Below are 18526 nucleotides of genomic sequence, written 5' to 3' on the forward strand. Positions count from 1 at the left end.
ACGGTCCTCCCAGCGCGAACGTGCAGATAAGCCCCTCAAAACGCCTGAAACAGGGCATTATCTGCCAGTTCGCGCCACCAGTTTGCGCCAATCAGAGCTAGATGTGCTTGAGGGCTTGCTCCAGGTCGCCGATGAGGTCGTCCACGTCCTCCAGGCCCACGGACAGCCGCACCACGCCGTCGCTGAGCCCGATGGCTGCGCGGCCCTCGGGACCCATGGCGCGGTGCGTGGTGGTGGCCGGATGGGTGATGAGGGACTTGGCGTCGCCCAGGTTGTTGGAGATGTCGATGATCCGCAAGGCGTCCAGCAGCGCAAAAGCGGCGTCCTTGCCCGAGCGGTCACTCGTCGTCGCAAGTTCCAACGTGAGGACGGTGCCGCCGGCCTTCATCTGCTTGGCGGCGAGCTCGTACTGCGGGTGCGACTTGAGGAGCGGGTACTTGACCCAGCTGACGGCCGGCTGCTGTTCGAGCCATTCGGCCAGCCGCAGCGCGGAGGCGGAGGAGTGGTTCACACGCAGGGACATGGTCTCCAGGCCCTTGGTGAGCACCCAGGCGTTGAACGCGGAGAGGGCCGGGCCGGTGTGCCGCATGAGCTGCTTGACCGGGCCGTCGATGAACTCCTTGGTGCCCAGGATGGCGCCGCCCAGGACGCGTCCCTGGCCGTCGATATGCTTGGTGCCGGAGTACACAATCACGTCCGCGCCCAGCTGGCCGCAGCGCTGCAGCAGGGGAGTGGCAAAGACATTGTCGACGACGACGGTGGCCCCGGCGGCGTGCGCCAGCTCGCTGACCGCGGCGATGTCCACGATTTCCTGCATCGGGTTGGACGGCGATTCGAAGAACACTGCGGTGGTGGGCTCCGACAGGGCAGCGCGCCACTGCTCGAGGTCCGGGCCGTCAACAAACACGGTTTCCACGCCCCAGCGCGGCAGGATCTCGTTCAGGATCACAAAGCAGGAGCCGAACAGAGAGCGCGCGGCAACCACCCGGTCACCGGCCGCCAACAGGGCACCCAGGGCGGTGAACACCGCTGACATGCCCGACGCCGTCGCAAAGCACGCTTCGGTGCCTTCGAGCAGGCGGAGGCGTTCCTGGAAGGTGGCCACGGACGGGTTGCCGTACCGGGAGTAGACGAAGCGTTCGTCCTCGCCGGTGAAGGCGCGCTCGGCGGCGGCAGCGGACTCGTAGACGAAGCCCGAGTTCAGGAAGACCGGCTCGGTGGTCTCCTGGAAGTTGGTGCGGTCCAGCCCGCCGCGGACCGCCTGCGTCTCGGCGCTCCAGCCGCCGGCGTCTGCGTTGAAGGTCACTTGGCTATTCCCAGGTTGGTGGGCAGGCCGCGGTTCTTCCAGCCGTTGACGGTGCGCTCGCCGTAGCGGTCCGGCTCGCCTTCGAAACCCTCCAGGACGTTGTAGGAGGTGAAGCCGGCCTGCGTCGCGGCGATAGCGGCGGCGATGGAGCGCTGGCCCGAGCGGCAGAGGAATACCAGCTCCGCACTGTCGTCGTCCGGGGCCTGCTGTGTCAGGTCGGTGATGAAATCTGGGTTCGGGATGCCACCCGGGAACGTCCACGGGATGAACAGGGGATCGTTATCAGTGGCCTTCGTGTCCGGGATGCCGATGTGGGCCCATTCGCCTTCGGTCCGGACATCCACCAGGATGGCGCCCTGCTCCAGCTTGGCCCAGGCTTCCTGCGGGGTGAGGTCTCCGGCGTAGCTCATGCGTGGCCCTCGCCGTCGAAATCGAGGTCATCCACGGCGGTGGCGACGGCGGCATCAGCGGTGGCGATGGCCGACGGGAGGATGAGTGCCTGCGCAACTATCACCTTGCCGCCGTTGGACGTTGCGGCCGGGCTGCCGTGCAGGACATACCCTTCGGCCAGGGCAGTGGAAATCCGTTCACAGAAAGACCTGTCATCCGGCCCGGTGACAAGCCGGTACGACAGTTTCTCTTCAGGGGCGGGTGCGTCAGACACGACGGAACTCCTTCTTTCACGCTTGCAGCTCGAATGGGTCGATATGCCGAGTATTCACCTGAGGCACCCCGCCGCGAAAGGGAGGGTTGCCGACCGGCCAGTCAGGGCTTGGCGCCGGTTCTCATTACTCCCCAAAAACGTAACACTCGCCCCGCCCCGCCGCACCGCCGCCGTCGTCATCTTCCGTAACCAACGCGTGCTTCCGTAACCCCAACCGTGCTTCCGTAACACCGGCGCCGACGGGACAATCGGGTCATGGGGAACTTTCGGGGGCGTTCAGTGACCGGCGCCTGGGCACGCGGTTTGGCCGTGGGGCTGTGCGCCGTGCCGGTGCTGGTGGGGGTGACAAGCTGCCGGAACATTTTCGCGCCGCCGCCCTGCATGCCGCCGGAGTTTTCCGTCTCGCCTGCCGCCGCTAAACCCGGCGACCAGGTCACCGTCAGCGCCCCTGACGCCACCTGCGACGCCCGCTACGGCACCGACGCACGGGTCCAGGTGACGGTCAGGGATGCGGCCGGCATCACCGTGCTGGAGGATCTCGCTCCCATGTCCGACGACGGCGCATTCACTTTTGTGTTCACCGTCCCGGCTGGCGTGGCTCCCGGGAAGGCCGGGGTCACCGCTTACCCGTATGGCGTGGACTGGTGCGACGATACCGGAGTGAACAACCGGGCGGCGCAGGGGCCGACGGAACTGGTCCGGGTTTCGTGTGCGGAACGCCTGGTGCCCTTGATAATCCTGGGGGCTGATCCGCCTGGTCAACGCAGTTCATGGGTCAGGAGCTCCTGGAAAGCCGTATTGGGTTCGCTGGGTTTGCCGGAGCCGCTCAGGTAGAGCCCCATCTGCATGCCGTGGTACTCCCAATAGGCGAAGCCTATTAGCTCAGACAGCGCCTGTCTTGACCGTTCCCATGACGATTCCTAATTCAGGTATCGGGCCCCGGAGAAGTCGACTAAATGCCACGCTGGCGCCGGCGCTGCTCTCCCGGTCGCCCTAGCCGCGGGCTTTGAGGATCAGGGCGTCGCCCTGGCCACCGCCGCCGCACAAGGCAACCACGCCTGTTCCGCCGCCGCGCCGTTTCAGCGCGAGTGCCTGATGCAGCACAAGGCGCGCCCCGGAGGCGCCCACCGGGTGGCCCAGGGCGATGGCGCCGCCGTCGGCGTTGATCTTGTCCGCGTCGATCCCCAGGTCGGTGGCGGACTGCAGCACCACCGATGCGAAGGCTTCGTTGATCTCAATGAGGTCCACGTCGTCAATGGTCAGCCCTTCAAGTTTCAGGGCTCGCTCAATGGCGCGGGACGGCTGGGAATGCAGGGACCCGTCCGGTCCGGCGGTCTGGCCGTGGCTGCCGATCTCCGCGATCCAGCTGAGGCCGGCCGCTTCCGCTGCTGCCTTGCTGGCCACCACGACGGCGGCGGCGCCGTCGGACAGCGGGGAGGCCGAGCCGGCGGTGATGGTGGCGGCCGGGTCCTTGGAGAAGGCGGGTTTCAGCGCCGCGAGCGTCTCGATGGTGGTGCCGGCGCGGATGCCCTCGTCGGCATCAATCACGACGGCGGGTCCCCGGCGCTGCGGGACCTCCACCGGAGCGATCTCCTCAGCCAGGATGCCGGCCGCCCGGGCGGCCTCCGCCCGCTGGTGTGAAAGGGCGGCCACGGCGTCCTGGTCCTCGCGGCTGATGCCCAGGCGGACGTTCCCGGCGTCGGTGGCGGAGCCCATCAGTTCACCTGAGACGGGATCCTGCAGGCCGTCAAAGTTCAGGGAATCCAGCAGTGGTGCATCGCCGATCGCCACACCCCCGCGAAGCCGGGGCAGCAGGTGCGGGGCGTTGGTCATGGATTCCTGGCCTGCCGCCACAATGAAATCAGCCTCGCCGGCGCGGATCATCCGGGCGGCATCGATCACGGCAGTCAGGCCGGACAGGCACAGTTTGTTGATGGTCACGGTGGGCACATCCCAGCCGATGCCAGCGGCAAGGCTGGCCTGCCGGGCGGGTCCCTGGCCGGCGCCCGCCTGGATAACCTGGCCCACGATGACGGCCTGGATCTGTTCCGGCGCCACCCCGGACCGTTCCAGTGCGTTCCGGATGGCGTGGGCACCCAGTTCGCTGGAGGTGAGCCCGGAGAGGCCGCCGCGGAACTTGCCGAAGGGGGTGCGTGCGCCGCCCAGGATGACGGGGACGTGAGCGTCGTTGCCCATGGGGTGCCTTTCGATTGCGGATTCAAGAGTGCTTGGGGCCAGCTTAGGCGAACCCCGAGGGCGGTGAGGTGGCGCAGGCGCTGTGGATTCGCCCGCGATGGCGTCAGCCGTGGAGGAGCAGTTGGTGGAGCAGGTGGTCCTGCCAGCGGCCGGCGATCTTCAGGTACTGCGGCGCCACGCCGATTTCCCGAAACCCGGCGCGTTTGAGGATCTTGCGTGAGCGCTCATTGTCGAGCAGCGTTGCCGCCTGGACCCGGTGGAGGCCCAGTTCTGTCCGGGCATGGTCCGTGGCGAAGCGGACCGCCGCAGATCCGATGCCTCGCCGGTTGAGGGTGGAATCAACCCAGTACCCGAGGTTGGCGTTGAGGAACGGCCCGCGGACGATGCCGGTGAGGGTGACGGCGCCGACGATGCAAGCGGGATCGTTGTGGTCCACCAGCACCCACGGAACCTCCTGGCCCACGGAATGCTGGGCGAGCTTGGCCCGGATGATGTCCAGTTGATGCCTGGGAGCGAAGAAGGCTTCGTCCCGCTCCGGTTCCCAAGCCTCGAGGTGCTGGCGGTTCCGTAGGTAGGCCTCGCTCAGGCCGGCTGCGTCGCTCCGCCGCAGCAGCCGGATCCGGACCCCCGGGACGAGAAAGGCCGGCGCATCGCTAAGCAAGAACTCTCCCGCGCTATTCGAAGGAAGCACGACGGCGGTCCGACAACCGGGTGTTCCAGACGTCCGGTTTGGTGACCTGGAAGCGGCGGCCGGTCAGTGCAAGTGGGGTTAGCCGGATGTAGTAATTCTTGGGTCCAGACTGCCAGGGCTCCAGATGCAGGGCGTCGACGGCGTCCTTGTCAGCCTGGGCCTCGATCACTTCGGTGTCTCCGCGCGCCACCACACTCCAGGCCACCTCCGTGCGGGGATCGTATCCATCGATCTCCAGCGCCGCGGGACGGTCCGCCTGGGCGCCCCACAGTTTGGAGCCACCGGCGCTGCGGAAGACGATGCTCCTGCGGTCCAGGACGTAGTTGACCGGAAAGATCTCCGGATGGCCGTCCACTACAAGGGCCAGCCGCCCCAAGGTGTCGTCGGCCAGTAATTCCCAGCATTCGTCAAATGTCAATTTGTTGATCGGCTGCGCGTAAGAGTTCATGCACCAAACCATACGGACCTATGCGACGGACCAACAGGGCAGTGCCACCGCAATCCCCGGGCCCGGGCTTCGGTAGTTCAACTTAGGGCAGCTCAACATGCTCCCTGAGGGCGTCCAGGACCGGAAGCTGGCCCTTGACCAGCTTGCCGCGGGCCTCGGCTTCCGTGACCCACCGGGCATCGTCCACCTCGGGAAAGTCCTTGATGGTGCCGGATCCTTTGGGCCATTCCAGCGGAAACGTGTTGCTCACAATCCGTTCGGGCTGGAAGTCAGACTCCGCTGCGAACACCGTGATGATCTTTCCCGACGGTTGCCTGAAGACACCCAGCTCAAAGTAGTCAACGGCTGGCGGCGGCGTGCCGATCTCTTCGGCAAACTCACGCCGGGCGGCTACCAGGGGTTCCTCGTCGGGAAGGTGCTCGCCCTTGGGAACTGACCAGGACTGGGTTTGTTTGCGAGCCCAGAACGGTCCGCCCATGTGCGCTATCCACACTTCCAGCCCGCCTGCTCCCCGCCGGTACAGCAGGATCCCTGCACTGCGAACCACCATGGCGTAAGGCCTCCCTGCTGAATCCTGGAGAACTACTGAATTCCGGCAAACAATGCATTGAGTTCGGCCGTCAGCTGCTTCTGCACGGCAGGCGTCCCGACTTCCTTGCCGTCAATGTGGTTCACCGGCGCGAGCAGCCTGATGCTGGATATCAGCCACACGGCGTCGGCGTCCAGCAGGTCCTGCGGTTCCAGCGGCCCATAGCCGAGCTCCCAGCCGGCTGCCTTGGCCGCCGCGAACAGGGCACCCTGGGAGGTCCCGGGGAGGATCCCGCTGTCCAGCTGCGGCGTGATGAGCCGGCGCACCGTGCTGGTGGCGCCGGCGCCGTCGTCGGAGGTTTCCAGATGTGCCAGCAGTACCGTGGACGTGGGGCCTTCCAGGACCCGGCCGTCGGAGGATGTGAAGATGACGTCGTCGGCGCCCTGTTTGTGGGCGTACCGCAGGGCGGCCATGTTCGTGGCGTAGGACAGGGTCTTGGCGCCGAGCAGCAGCCACGGGGCACGCTCGGCCACGTCGCTGTCGTAGCCGCGGTCCAGGAGGATGACGTCGATCCCTGTTTCGCGCTGGCGGCGTCCGAGGGCGCCGACCGGGGAGACCTGAACCCAGCACGTGGGGGACTCTGCGCCTTCCGGGCCGCGGGTGACCACGAGTTTCACCACCAGCTCGTCCTCGGCGGGCGACGGAGCGGGATGCTGGTTGCGGTGCTCCGCGACGCCTGCTGCGATGGCCGCCCGCCACGCATCCTGCGCCGGGATCACCAGGTCAAGGGCCTGGGCCGACCCGACCAGCCGGTCCAGATGCGCCTGCAGTTTCCGGACTGCGCCGCCCACCGCGAGCATGGATTCGAACACTCCGTCGCCGCGGGTGGCGCCCTGGTCCGTGGCCATCAGCTGGGGCCGCGAAGCGTCGGCCGGCCGGCCGTCCGGGAACGCGGGGTCAAGGAAAACGAGCACCACGGGCGCAGGAGAAGTCATGGCTCCAGCTTAGTAGGGCCCGCCGCGGCTAAGCTGTGGTCATTGCCCCGCCGGAACCGGTCCGCGGGTGCGCGCAATCCGGGGGTATTCCAGTGCTGTGGCCAATTTCGCTTGCCGGTACCGCGCCGACGTGGGTGGTGGTGGTGCTTAGCATTGCAGACCTGGTGATCCGGGTTCTGGCCATCGGTATCATCCCCGGCAACAGGCGCCCCACCACGGCCATGGCCTGGCTGCTGGGCATCTTCTTTGTGCCGTTCCTGGGCCTGATCCTGTTCCTGCTGTTCGGAAATTTCAAGCTCTCCAGCCGCCGCCGGCAGCAGCAGGAGGTCATCAACACCCGGGTGCGGTCCGGCATCTCGGCGCTCGCCGACGTCGTCAGTGAATACACAGGGCCCGAATGGGTGAAGTCCGCGGGCGAACTGAACCAGCGGCTCGGCTCCCTCCCCATGGTGGACGGCAATTCAGTGGACCTCATTCCCGGCTATCCGGACTCGATCCTGGCCATGACCGAGGCCGTGCGCAAAGCCAAGAAGTTCGTTAACGCCGAGTTCTATATCATGAGCACGGACCACATCACCGATGACCTGTTGACCGCCCTGGAGGAGGCGGCCGAGCGCGGAGTGGAAGTCAGGGTGCTGTTCGACCACATCGGCACACTCCGGGTCAAGGGTTACCGCAACCTCCTCAAGCGGCTCCAGGCCGGGAAGATGCAGTGGCGGCGTATGCTCCCGCTGCTGCCCACCCAAGGCCAGTGGCGCCGCCCGGACCTCCGGAACCACCGCAAGATCATGGTGATCGACGGCGAAATGGCCTTCACGGGCTCGCAGAACCTGATCGAGCCCTCCTACAACAACCCCAAACACCGCAAAGCCGGCCGCGAATGGGTGGAGCTGATGGCCTGCCTCCGCGGACCGATCGTCACTACCCTCAACGTGGTGTTCGCCACGGACTGGCTGAGCGAAACCGACGAGTCCCTGGAACACCAGCTGCAGCTCCCGGCCAACCCTCACCCGGGCAATGTCACGGCCCAGGTGGTGCCCAGCGGTCCCGGGTTCATCACGGAAAACAACCTGCGGCTCTTCAACACCCTGATCTACTCTGCCCAGCACCGGATCTCCATCTGCAGCCCGTATTTCGTGCCCGATGACTCCCTGCTCTACGCCATCACCACCGCGGCCCAGCGGGGCGTCGACGTGGAGCTGTTCGTCTCCGAAAAAGGCGATCAGTTCCTGGTCCACCACGCCCAGCGATCCTATTACGAGGCGCTGCTGGAGGCCGGCGTCCGGATCTACCTCTACAAAGCGCCCCTTGTGCTCCACGCCAAGCACTTCACCATCGACGACGAAGTGGCCGTCCTGGGCTCCAGCAACATGGACATGCGCTCCTTCTCGCTGAACATGGAGGTCTCGGTGATGCTGCTCGGCGCGGAAATCGTGAACAACATGCGCGCGGTCGAAGACACGTACCGCGACATTTCCAACGAACTCATACTTGAGGACTGGCTGCAGCGCCCGCTCGCTGCCCGCTATGTCGATAACGTGGCCAGGCTGACGGCTACCGTCCAGTAAGGCCGCCAATCCCGGCGCATGCAGCTGATTGCGCAGACCAGTCTGTGCCGCCGCGATCGAGCCTCACACCGATCTTGCCCAAAATTAAGCCGATCCGGACTGGAGCGCCGCAGAGAGGGCGACTACTCAGGGAACACTGACCGTAGTGTCCTTTACCCCTGCTGACCACCGTCACCCTCATCCAGGCCTCCGCTTTTGCCCAGGCCCTCGATGGAACATGTGCGGTCGCCGGCCGGAGCTGGACATCAACTACCGCCTTCGACATGAGCGCGACGGGACCCTGTACTTCCCGTTGCATAACAGATGCAACCACCTGTATGACACGGTTCCGGACTGGGTCAATCCTGTCCTGGCCATCCTCGCAGCAGCGCTGGCCATTGCCCTGACCGGTGCGCTGGTCACCTACGGCGGGAAGCCGTCGCCGTCATCGGGCCTGCCTAGCCGCCAGGAAAGTCCGCACCCAGCGCGGAAAGCACACCGTGCGCCTTCACGCGGATTTCGTCGTACTCCTCGTCAGGTACCGAGTCGGCAGTGATGGCGCCGCCGACGCCGAGCGTGAGTTCCGCCGTCGCCGCTTGTTCGCTGCCGTCCCCGGCCTCCGCCGTGGTTACCAGGGTGCGAATCGCCACCGCCAGGTCCGTGGCCCCGTTGAGGGAAAAATAGCCGATCGCGCCTGAATACAGGCCACGCGGGCCTTCCTCCAGTCGGTCCAGGATTGCCATGGTGCTGATTTTCGGGGCGCCGGTCATGGAACCGGCTGGGAAACATGCGGCCACCGCCTCGGCCCGCGGCGAGCCGGGCAGGAGCCGCGCGTCGATGGTGCTGACCATCTGGTGCACCGTGGCGTAGCTTTCGATCTCGCACAGCCTGCTGACCGTCACCGACCCGGGCTCCGCGAAGTGGCTGAGATCGTTCCGCAGCAGGTCCACAATCATGATATTCTCCGCCCGGTCCTTCAGCGAGGCCGCCAAGTCCTCCCGCAGCTGCCTGTCACGCTCCGGATCAGCACCCCGGCGGCGGGTCCCCTTGATCGGTTCGGCGCGCATGCCGCCGTCGGACGTTATCCTCAGGAACCGCTCCGGCGACGTGCTGGCCACCGTCAGCCCGCCAAACCGCAGGTAGCTGGCGAACGGTGCCGGATTCTTCCGCCGCAGCGCGAGGTACGTGGGCCAGGGGGCCGCCTCGGCGGCAGACAGGCGGGCCGTGAGCGTGGTGGTCAGGCACACCTCGTACGAGTTCCCCTCACGGATTTCGTGCTGGGCGGCCGCGATTTTGGCCAGGTAGGAGGGCTCCGTGTCGCGGCTGCTGAACGCGGGCCCAACGGGACGTACGACGCCGTTGCTAGCGCCGGCGTGCGTGGTTGTCTCACCGATGGTTTGTGAGCCGAAGCTTGGCGTGCTGTGGGTTGTCGCGGCGACGGCGGCACGGGCGTCGGTCAGCCAACTGTCGGCGTCGGGCGCTTCCAGGGCAAGGAGCCAGGCCGTTCCTTCAACGTGGTCCAAAACGACGGCTCGGCCCGCGAAGATCAGGGCCGCGTCGGGAGTCGGCGCCGCCACGTCCGTTCCGCCGGTTTCGCGTTTGAGCTCATAGCCCAGGCAGCCCAGCCAGCCCAGGGTGAAGTCGCCCGGGTAGCCGTCCGGCGTGCGGACAGCCCTGCGTCCCCAGACTGTGTCCAGCCAGCGGAAAAACGGTCCCGGCACGCGCGCCGTGGCGGAGCCTGCCGTGATGACGCTTTCGCCGGACCGGTGCGTGACCGCCTGGCCGTACGTCCCGCCGTCGTCCGCGAGGATGCTGAAGCGGCTGCGCTCGGTGGCGGGCGACGGCGCGAGCGACTGCTCCGCGGGCGGCCCGGCGGGTGTGTTGGCGAGTGCGCCGGTGGACGCGCTGGAGGAGTCCGAGTTGGTGATGTCTGCGTTGGAGGAGTCCAGCCAGACGGTGTTCGCTGATCCGCCGTAGAGGTTCTCGAAGAGGGCGGCGGCGTCCGGCCTGGCGTCCAGCCGTTCTGCGCGTAGCCTGATGCCGCGGCGGGCGGCAAGCTCGGGAACAAGCGCCGGTCCGAGCGCGGGCAGGTACGCGAGGGCCTGCAGCACGTCCGCGGGCGCGGAACCGTCGGCATTGTTGAGTACGCGGATATCGGCTTCGTGGGGGACGTCGTCGGCTGCGAGCCACGCGTCTTCCTGCTCAGCCCACTGGTCCCAAAACGGTTCATAGGTGCCGCCGTCGCGGTCCAAGGCCCGCTTCCGTCGGATGTCGTCTGGCGAGTCGGCCCAGATGACAGCGCTGAGCAGGGGCCTGGCGTCGGCGGCGGCCGCCCCCACTCCCTCAATGACCACGATCTCGGCGGGCAGCGTGACCCGGGTGTCGCCGTCGTAATGCCTGTCCCAGTCCCAGCTGGTCCAGGTGGCGGGCTCGGCGCGGCTCAACGGCGTGAGCACGGTGGAAACGTAGCGTTCGATGCCCGCGGTGAGGCCGTTCCAGCCCGGGTAGATGTCCTCAAGGTGGAAGAGCGCGACTTTGTGATGGTTCCGTAGCCGCGCGGCGAGTTCGATGGCCAGAGTGGTCTTGCCTGCGCCGGATCGCCCGTCAATGGCGATGATCACAGGTGCGGGGGTCATGAAATAGAGCGTACCTGCTGCTGCGTCAGCTGCTGTCGCGGCGCAGCCTGGCCGAGGACGGTGCGGACATGCGCGACGATGCCTCAAGGCAGTCCTTGCTAGGAGTCCCGCAGCGGGCGCCGCGCCAGCCACGCTGCCACGATCGCGCCGGAGATGTTGTGCCAGAGTGAGAAAACGGCGGACGGCAATGCGGCAAGCGGGGTGAAGTGCGCGGTGGCCAGCTTGGCTGCCAGGCCGGAGTTCTGCATGCCGACCTCAAAGGCGAGGGCCCGGCGTGCCTTATCGTCCAGCCGGCCCAGTTTGCCGGCCGGGTAGCCCAGGCCCAGGCCGAAGCCGTTGTGGAGAGCCACTGCGAGGAACACAATGCCGCCCGCGGCCACGATCTTGGAGGCGCTGCCCGCCACAACAATCGCAACAATGAAGGAAATTACGACGGCGGATGCCCACGGCAGTGGAGGCAGCAGCTTGGCGATGAGGTTCTTGAAGAACAGCCGCGCCAGCAGCCCCGCGATGACGGGCAGGAGAACCGTCTTGACGATGTCCAGAACCATGCTCCCGGCGTCGATTTCCAGGAACGATCCGGCCAGGAAGAGGACCAGCAGCGGCGTAACCCCGGTGCGATCAAGGTGGATACCGAGGCCACGGCTACGGACAGCGCCACGTCCCCCTTGGCCAGGAATGCCATCACGTTGGAGGCTGTGCCGGATGGTGCGCAGCCCACCAGGATCAGGCCTACGGCAAGCTCCGGCGAAAGCTGGAGCGCCACGGCAATCAGCCATCCAGCGCCGGGCATGATCACGTAGTGCGCCACGATGCCCAGAACCACTGCCCATGGGCGCTTCGCCACCGAGGCAAAATCCGGCGGGGTCAGGGTCAGGCCCATGCAGAACATGATGATGCCCAGCAGGTAGGGGACGCTGGGCCCCAGCGGCTGGAACGCTGCCGGCATAAGGAAGCCGGCGACGCCTGCCACAACCACCAGCGCCGGGAAGATCGTGACGGCAAGCCGCGCGATTTTCGCTTCGGCGGCCAGCGCCGGGTTGGTGGTACCGGGGCGTGATCAGTGCCGGATTCTGTCGATGTGGGGGATTTGGTTGCCTCAAGCATTTATTGATCGAGGCATTTATGTCCGGCAGGTGGCCACTTCGTGACCATGTGCCGGGCAAAATGTCAGACAGGTGAGGTGAGTGGGGCTTTCTGGCGGATCAGGCCCAGTAGGTCAGGCCCGGTGGATCAGGCCTAGTGGATCAGGGCGAGGAGAATTCCCACCGCCACAAAGAGCACTCCGAAGATCCGGCTAAGAATCTTTTGGCCGCGGGCGTTGTGCGTGAAGCGCTGGAAGGACTTGGCGGCAAAGGCGAAGAAGAACCACATGACCAGGATGTCGATGACCACCACGGTAGCTGTGAGCACAAGGTACTGCGGCAGGAGCGGCTGTTCCGGGCGGATGAACTGTGGCATAAACGCGAGGAAGAAAACGATCGCCTTCGGATTGAGCAGGTTGACCCACAGGCCGCGCCGGAACATTGACCAGGCAGGCTCGTTCCGGAGGGCGGCGGCCTGTTCCTGGTCCTGCTTCGGTTTGCTCAGGAACTGGCGGATGCCCAGGTACACCAGGTAGGCGGCTCCGGCATAGCGGATCACGTTGAAGGCCGCCGGAGAGCTTGCCACCAGGACGCCAACGCCCAACGCCACGATCACTACGTGGACAACCAGGGCTGCCTGCTGGCCAAGGATGCCCCAGATGGAGCGGCGGAACCCGGACGTCAGCGAGTTGCTCATGGTGTTGATGGCACCGGCGCCCGGCGTGAAACTGATCAGGACACCGGCGCCCGCGAGGGCGAGCCAAAGGGAGAATTGCACCTGCCAAGTTTAGTGCCGTCATCAAGGTGGTCGCTGGAATGGCCACGCGGTGGGTGGGACCAGCAAATACTTCAGTTCGCATCTCAACCTCGTCTTCAAACTAAAGGTCTCATTGAGTTTCGGGCATGTTGGCACACTTGCCGTACTTTGAATTCACCCAGTGGGACCTGGTGGGTGGGAGATCCTCGCTGAGTCCGTACTGGTCGAAGTACGAGTGTGGCCCGTCAGACATATACCCGGTTTCGTTGAGGCCAAAATGCCCGATCATTCGGAGTCCGCGCTGAGCCGCAGCTGCCTTCAATGTTTTGGCCTCTTGGAGGATCGGAGACTCGGAGTAGTAGTCGTTTTCAGGCCAGATTCCTGCATGGGCAATAGCAAAATATCTGGTCCAGTCGAGATCCATCCAGTCCAGAATCGCATCGTGATGCGGTTCCAATGATCCTGCAAACTCGTCACTGACGACGTTGATGCCGTCCAGCTGCATGTCGGCATCGAGGCCGATCACCACAAGTTTGGGGAGGACCCTTCCCTCCTGAATAATGAGCGGGCGGACAAGAATCTGGAGGTCGAAGCCTGCTTGAATGATCATGGTTCGAGGCTATTTGCGGCTTGCTGCCGGCCGGAACAGGGCAATTGCCGTGTGTGGACAACGGCGGCCCATGCTCCTACGCCCGGGCGATGACCTCACCGTTCGGGATCAGGAACCAGCCGTCGTCTGTGGATCCCCAGCGGTGCCAGCCAGCCGAAATCCGGGCCAAGTCTGCTGGATTTGCGAAGCCGTATTCAAGGGCCTGCTCCGCGAAGGCCGAGTGCAGCACCCGCTCACCCCAGACCCGGGCCTGCCATCTCCGTTGCTGCCCGGTGGCATACAGCCAGTTGCTGCTGGTGGGGGCCACGTCGCCGAAGCCTGCGGATTGGACCCAGGACACGAGCCGGCGGCCGGCGTCGGGCTCGGCTCCGTTGCGGCGGGCGATCCGCTGGTACAGGTCCATCCATTCGTCCAGCTCAGGGATGGCGGGGTACCAGCTCATGCCGTGGAAATCAGCATCGCGCACTGCCACAATGCCGCCCGGCTTCGCCACCCGGCGCATCTCGCGCAACGCTTCCACCGGGTCGGTGAGGTGCTGGAGCACCTGGTGGGCATGGACGACGTCGAACGTTTCGTCCTCGAAGTCGAGGTCGTAGATGTTGCCGGCCAGGAACTCGGCATTGGCCACGCCGCGCTCGGCGGCCAGTGCCGTGGCCTGGGCGATGATGTCCGGTGACCGGTCCAGGCCGGTGACCTTTCCGGGCGACACCAGCCCCGCGAAATCGCAGGTGATGCTCCCAGGGCCGCAGCCGACGTCGAGCACTGAAACCCCGGGCGTGAGGTGGGGAATGACAAAGGCCGCGGAGTTCTCCGCGGTCCTGGAGGCGTGGGCGCGGACCACCGACTCGTGGTGGCCGTGGGTGTACACATCGTCGTCGTCAGGCTGCTGCGTACTCATAATGAGACGCTACCCCTCCGCAGTGAAAAACGGACGGAACCCGACCTACTTGGGCGGGGGAGGGGAGGCGGGGCCGTCGTCGGCGGCTTCCTCGCGGGCCGCGACGGTGGCGTCCACCATGGCGGTCATAAACCGGCTGACGAGCTCCAGCTCTTCGGGGGAGAAGCCCGCCATTGCAGAACCCATGTGGAGGGAAAGTGGCATGAACATGGCTCTGCCGTCCTGGAAGGCCTTGGGTGTCATGCGCAGCTGGACCTGTCGCCGGTCCGCGCCGAGGCGTTCCCTGACCACGTGCCCTGAACTGTCCAGCCGGTCGATGAGGGCGGTGGTGGCGGGCGAGCTGAGGTTGAGTTCCTTGCGCAGGATGCCCGGCGTGACCACCAGGCCCTTGGCGGTGTGCCGCATGATCACCGCGAGCGCATTGAGGTCCGTGCGGTGCATGTCGTTGCGGCCGCCGGCGGTGTCCACGTAGCGGTTGGCCTCCAGTGTGAAGTCCTGCAGCAGGCGGACCAGGGCGAAGGGTGCGGAGTCCGGTGGGCGCTGGAACGCTTCGTCCGTCATGTCCGACCTCCTCCACTCGCTTGCCTGGTGCCCGTGATCGGGCCTGGTGCCCTGACGGATATTACGGCAGCGATGCCTGAAACGGAGTCCCGAACAGGAATCTCGGTCAGAGTATTTATCTCCATGGTAGAGATACTCTAGGATGGAATAAAGTCTACCGCGGCCACCCCGAGCGAAGCAGGAATCATGAAATCCCGTCCCCAACACAGTGCGAGGGTTCCGTTCTGGCTTCGCTGGCTCCTTCCCGTTTTGTTGGTGCTCATTTGGCTGGCCATCGCCGGGGTGGGCGGACCCACGTTCGGCCGGCTCGACGAGGTCTCCTCGAATGACCAGGCTTCCTTCCTTCCGGCCAGCGCCGAAGCCACCGCTGCGCAGGACTGGCAGACGAAGTTCCGCGATTCAGGCGAAGTGCCGGCGGTCATCGTCGTCGAGAACCACGCTGCCATCAGCCCCGCGGAGCTTGGCGAACTGGCATCCCTGAAGAGTGGGCTGGAGGGCCTGGAGCTGGGCAGCGCGGTGATCGGCCCCATCCCGTCCGAGGACGGGAAAGCGGTCCAGTTCATCGCCCCGATCGGGTCCTCCGACGAGCTGAAGGAATCCGTCCAGGAGTTGCGGGACTTCCTGGCTAATTCCGCACCTGAACATATGCAGAGTTTCGTCACCGGACCTGCTGGCCTGACCGCAGACCTGGTCAGCGCCTTCGCCGGCATAGACGGCATCCTGCTCCTGGTGGCACTCGGTGCGGTCTTCCTTATCCTGCTGATCGTCTACCGCTCACTCCTCCTGCCCATCGCCGTGCTGCTGACATCGGTCTTTGCGTTGTGCGCCGCCATCCTGCTGGTGTTCGGCATGGCCAAGCTCGGCTGGATCCAGCTGAGCGGGCAGAGCCAGGGCATCCTGTCCATCCTGGTGATCGGCGCGGCCACGGACTATGCCCTGCTGTACGTGGCGCGGTTCCGCGAGGCCCTGACCCACACCCGCAACCGGACCGAAGCCGTGCTGACTGCGTGGAAAGCGTCGTTCGAACCCATCCTGGCTTCCGGCGCCACCGTCATCATCGCCTTGCTCTGCCTGCTGTTCTCCGACCTGAACTCCAACAAGGCGTTGGGCCCTGTTGCGGCTGCTGGCATTCTCTGCGCGCTTTTCGCCGCGCTGACGCTGTTGCCCGCTCTGATGGCGCTCTTGGGCCGGGCCGCGTTCTGGCCGTTCCGCCCCAGGCTGGTTCTGGCAGGCGAGCGTGAGCCCGAGCTGGTCACCGGCCTGGAGGGGCAGAAGGGCATCTGGCGGGCCACGGGTTCGCTGGTCTCCCGCCGCCCGCGCACGGTCTGGGTCGCGTCGGTCCTCCTCTTGCTGGTGGCTTCGGCCGGGGTGCTTCAGCTGAAGGCCAACGGCGTGCCGCAGACCGACGTCATCCTCACCGCGTCCAATGCGGTGGACGGACAGGACGCGCTGGCGCGGCATTTCGACGCCGGCAGCGGCAGCCCCGCCGTCGTAATTGCGGACGAAAGCAAAGCCGATGAAGTGCTGGCAAAAGTCAAAGCGGCCGACGGGGTGGGGGACGCCTATCTCCTGGCTGAAGGCGGGGTACCGATTATTTCCAGCGAACCAGCAGCCCCCGGCGCTCCAAGCACTCCCGGCGCACCGGACGTCCACGACGGCAAGGTGCTGATCAACGCCACGCTTAACTACGCCGCGGATTCCATTGAGGCAGAGGATGCAGTCAAGGCGCTGCGCGAGGAGGTAAAAACGGTCGACGCCGGCGCGCTGGTTGGCGGCGTGACCGCCACTGCGCTGGACACCAACACCACCGCCCAGCGCGACCTGGCGATCATCATCCCCATCGTGCTGGCGGTCATCCTGCTCATCCTGATGCTGCTGCTGCGATCTGTCTTGGCGCCGGTCCTGTTGGTGCTTTCGGTGGTGCTGTCCTACGGGGCGGCCATGGGCGTCTCGGCGCTGGTCTTCAACAACATCCTCGGCTTCCCGGGTGCCGACGCCACCGTCCCGTTGTTCGGGTTTGTGTTCCTGGTGGCCCTGGGCGTGGACTACAACATCTTCCTAATGAGCCGTGTGCGGGAAGAGTCGCTGAAACACGGGACCCGGCCGGGCATCCTGCGCGGACTCGGCGTGACCGGCGGAGTGATTACCTCGGCCGGCGTGGTGCTGGCTGCCACGTTCGCAGCACTGGGCGTCATCCCCATCATGTTCCTGGTGCAGCTGGCCTTCATTGTGGCGTTCGGCGTCCTGCTGGACACCGTGCTGGTCCGCTCGCTGCTGGTCCCCGCCCTGGCGCACGACATCGGCCCGCGCATCTGGTGGCCGGGCAAGCTCGGCAGGCCGGAGCTGGATGTTGCGGTGCGGCGGGCTTCCCCTTCAGGATTCGCAATTGAGAGCACTGCTCTCCAATAGCGTGCACCCCCGGCTGACAGTTGTCAAGAGCAGTGTTCTCAATTGTTGACACTGCTCTGCTTTGTGCGATGCTGGACCAATGAATGACCCTGCCGCGGACGCGGAAACCATCCTTCGGACGCCGCGGGAGCGCGCCCGGGCCCAGACCATTGCTGACATCGTCAGGCTGGGCAGGGGCCACCTGGCAACGCACGGCGCGGCAGCCCTGTCCCTCCGTGCCGTTGCAAGGGATCTTGGCGTGGTCTCCTCCGCGGTCTACCGGTACGTGGCCAACCGCGACGAGCTTCTCACGCTGCTTCTGGTGGACGCCTACAGCGAGCTCGGCGACGCCGTGGATGCCGCGGTGAACGCGTTGCCGGAGCGCGACTTCGATGGCAGGTTCAAGGCGCTCGGCCGGGCTGTCAGGACATGGGCGCTACGGGAACCGGCCCGGTACGGTCTCCTTTTCGGGAGTCCGGTCCCCGGCTACCAGGCTCCCTCGGTCCAGACCACACCCCCGGGAACGCGCGTGATCTACCGCCTGATCGGCATTCTCGACGGCGCCTACCGGGCAGGTGCCCTGACCGTGACGACGGCGCGCACCGCCGTCGTACCTTCTGCCCTGTCCGCCGACCTGGAAGCGATCCGCAGCGAACTTGGGCTCGCCATGCCGGAAGAACTCCAGGCGAACGGTGCCCTCGTGTGGACGTCGCTCTTCGGGGCCGTGAGTTTCGAGGTCTTTGGCCAATATGGGGCGGATACGTTCCGTGCCCGGGACGAACTCTTTGAACACCACCTCACCGTCCTCGCGGGGATGGCCGGGCTCGTGCCTGACAGAAACCCGCGGGACGCCCTGAAGTCTGCGGCCACCCCTGTTTAGCCCGCCTCCGGATGGGTAGACTCCAAATGCGCCCGGATGGACGCGGAAACTCAAAGGAGAGATCACGTCATGAGTGAGAACACCGCACCTGAAGAAGATCGCCGCAAGGGCAGCACCGAGCCCGGGTTGGAGGGTGAGGGTGGCCAGTATGAGGAAGGCGACTACGGCGAGGCCGGCGTCGTAGGCGGCGCGGAGAACCAGCCCGAGGAGGGCGACTATCCCGAAGGCGACTACGGCGAGGCCGGCTCTGTTGACAGCGCCCGCGAGGTGGAAGTGGACGAGGACAAGAACCGGTAGCGGCCGTTCACGCACAGCGAACTACTGCCAGGGAAGCG

General features: G+C 65.9%; 18 protein-coding genes, 1 pseudogene and 1 riboswitch. Of the genes and pseudogenes, 5 read left to right on the forward strand and 14 right to left on the reverse strand.

Going from position 1 to position 18526, the window contains the following annotated elements; genetic code table 11:
* Nucleotides 1-97: 97 nt before the first annotated feature.
* The 3 genes from NG696_RS13510 to NG696_RS13520 are packed head-to-tail and all read right to left on the reverse strand — an operon-like array spanning nt 98 to nt 1970.
* Complete coding sequence (locus NG696_RS13510) at nt 98-1306, reverse strand: O-succinylhomoserine sulfhydrylase (RefSeq protein WP_252568638.1); 1209 nt, start codon at nt 1304-1306, stop codon at nt 98-100.
* Nucleotides 1303-1716 (reverse strand): rhodanese-like domain-containing protein, encoded by a 414-nt coding sequence (locus NG696_RS13515; RefSeq protein WP_252568637.1) that lies wholly within the window; start codon nt 1714-1716, stop codon nt 1303-1305. The genes NG696_RS13510 and NG696_RS13515 overlap by 4 nt, the downstream gene beginning before the upstream one ends.
* Nucleotides 1713-1970, reverse strand: coding sequence for a DUF1737 domain-containing protein (locus tag NG696_RS13520; protein ID WP_252568636.1), 258 nt, complete (start codon nt 1968-1970; stop codon nt 1713-1715). The genes NG696_RS13515 and NG696_RS13520 overlap by 4 nt, the downstream gene beginning before the upstream one ends.
* A gap of 13 nt (nt 1971-1983) precedes the next feature.
* A riboswitch (SAM riboswitch) is annotated at nt 1984-2099 on the reverse strand.
* 126 nt (nt 2100-2225) lie between these two features.
* Between NG696_RS13520 and NG696_RS13525 the strand changes: the two genes are divergently transcribed.
* On the forward strand, nt 2226-2804 hold the full coding sequence (locus NG696_RS13525; protein ID WP_252575771.1) for a hypothetical protein: 579 nt from the start codon (nt 2226-2228) through the stop codon (nt 2802-2804).
* A 159-nt stretch (nt 2805-2963) separates the two neighbouring features.
* Here the strand turns inward: NG696_RS13525 and NG696_RS13530 are convergent, their stop codons facing one another.
* The 5 genes from NG696_RS13530 to NG696_RS13550 all read right to left on the reverse strand — a co-directional run bounded on the left by NG696_RS13530 (nt 2964) and on the right by NG696_RS13550 (nt 6829).
* Entirely contained in the window at nt 2964-4166 is a 1203-nt protein-coding gene (locus NG696_RS13530; RefSeq protein WP_252575773.1) for an acetyl-CoA C-acetyltransferase, read from the reverse strand.
* A 103-nt stretch (nt 4167-4269) separates the two neighbouring features.
* On the reverse strand, nt 4270-4827 hold the full coding sequence (locus tag NG696_RS13535) for a GNAT family N-acetyltransferase (protein WP_252575775.1): 558 nt from the start codon (nt 4825-4827) through the stop codon (nt 4270-4272).
* Nucleotides 4828-4840: 13 nt separating this feature from the next.
* Complete coding sequence (locus NG696_RS13540; RefSeq protein ID WP_141138681.1) at nt 4841-5305, reverse strand: pyridoxamine 5'-phosphate oxidase family protein; 465 nt, start codon at nt 5303-5305, stop codon at nt 4841-4843.
* Nucleotides 5306-5387: 82 nt separating this feature from the next.
* Complete coding sequence (locus NG696_RS13545; protein WP_252575776.1) at nt 5388-5855, reverse strand: NUDIX hydrolase; 468 nt, start codon at nt 5853-5855, stop codon at nt 5388-5390.
* Between the two features lie 32 nt (nt 5856-5887).
* Entirely contained in the window at nt 5888-6829 is a 942-nt protein-coding gene (locus NG696_RS13550; RefSeq protein ID WP_252575778.1) for an aminodeoxychorismate lyase, read from the reverse strand.
* A 95-nt stretch (nt 6830-6924) separates the two neighbouring features.
* On the opposite strand from NG696_RS13550, the gene cls reads away from it, so the two are divergent.
* Entirely contained in the window at nt 6925-8397 is a 1473-nt protein-coding gene (gene cls / locus NG696_RS13555) for a cardiolipin synthase (RefSeq protein WP_252568692.1), read from the forward strand.
* Between the two features lie 437 nt (nt 8398-8834).
* On the opposite strand, the gene NG696_RS13560 is transcribed toward cls, so the two are convergent.
* The 6 genes and pseudogenes from NG696_RS13560 to NG696_RS13585 form a co-directional block, all read right to left on the reverse strand.
* Nucleotides 8835-11012, reverse strand: coding sequence for a chorismate-binding protein (locus NG696_RS13560; protein WP_252575780.1), 2178 nt, complete (start codon nt 11010-11012; stop codon nt 8835-8837).
* A gap of 98 nt (nt 11013-11110) precedes the next feature.
* Nucleotides 11111-12119, reverse strand: a pseudogene (locus tag NG696_RS13565) (bile acid:sodium symporter family protein).
* Nucleotides 12120-12251: 132 nt separating this feature from the next.
* Entirely contained in the window at nt 12252-12875 is a 624-nt protein-coding gene (locus NG696_RS13570; RefSeq protein WP_252575782.1) for a LysE family transporter, read from the reverse strand.
* Nucleotides 12876-12984: 109 nt separating this feature from the next.
* Nucleotides 12985-13464, reverse strand: coding sequence for a hypothetical protein (locus NG696_RS13575; protein WP_252575783.1), 480 nt, complete (start codon nt 13462-13464; stop codon nt 12985-12987).
* Between the two features lie 76 nt (nt 13465-13540).
* Nucleotides 13541-14362, reverse strand: a complete 822-nt coding sequence (locus NG696_RS13580; protein WP_252568627.1) for a methyltransferase domain-containing protein — start codon at nt 14360-14362, stop codon at nt 13541-13543.
* Nucleotides 14363-14407: 45 nt separating this feature from the next.
* Nucleotides 14408-14923 (reverse strand): MarR family winged helix-turn-helix transcriptional regulator, encoded by a 516-nt coding sequence (locus NG696_RS13585; protein ID WP_252568626.1) that lies wholly within the window; start codon nt 14921-14923, stop codon nt 14408-14410.
* Nucleotides 14924-15109: 186 nt separating this feature from the next.
* Here NG696_RS13585 and NG696_RS13590 point away from each other — a divergent pair, with 186 nt between their 5' ends.
* The 3 genes from NG696_RS13590 (at nt 15110) to NG696_RS13600 (ending at nt 18488) form a co-directional block, all read left to right on the forward strand.
* Nucleotides 15110-17332 (forward strand): MMPL family transporter, encoded by a 2223-nt coding sequence (locus tag NG696_RS13590; RefSeq protein WP_252575784.1) that lies wholly within the window; start codon nt 15110-15112, stop codon nt 17330-17332.
* A gap of 79 nt (nt 17333-17411) precedes the next feature.
* Nucleotides 17412-18191 (forward strand): TetR/AcrR family transcriptional regulator, encoded by a 780-nt coding sequence (locus NG696_RS13595; protein ID WP_252575785.1) that lies wholly within the window; start codon nt 17412-17414, stop codon nt 18189-18191.
* A gap of 69 nt (nt 18192-18260) precedes the next feature.
* Nucleotides 18261-18488 carry a hypothetical protein gene (locus NG696_RS13600; protein WP_252568622.1) on the forward strand — a complete coding sequence of 76 codons (228 nt, stop codon included), beginning with the start codon at nt 18261-18263 and terminating at the stop codon, nt 18486-18488.
* Nucleotides 18489-18526: the final 38 nt, after the last annotated feature.

The sequence above is a fragment of the Pseudarthrobacter cellobiosi genome, from assembly GCF_023913755.1.
Classification (GTDB): Bacteria; Actinomycetota; Actinomycetes; order Actinomycetales; family Micrococcaceae; genus Arthrobacter; species Arthrobacter cellobiosi.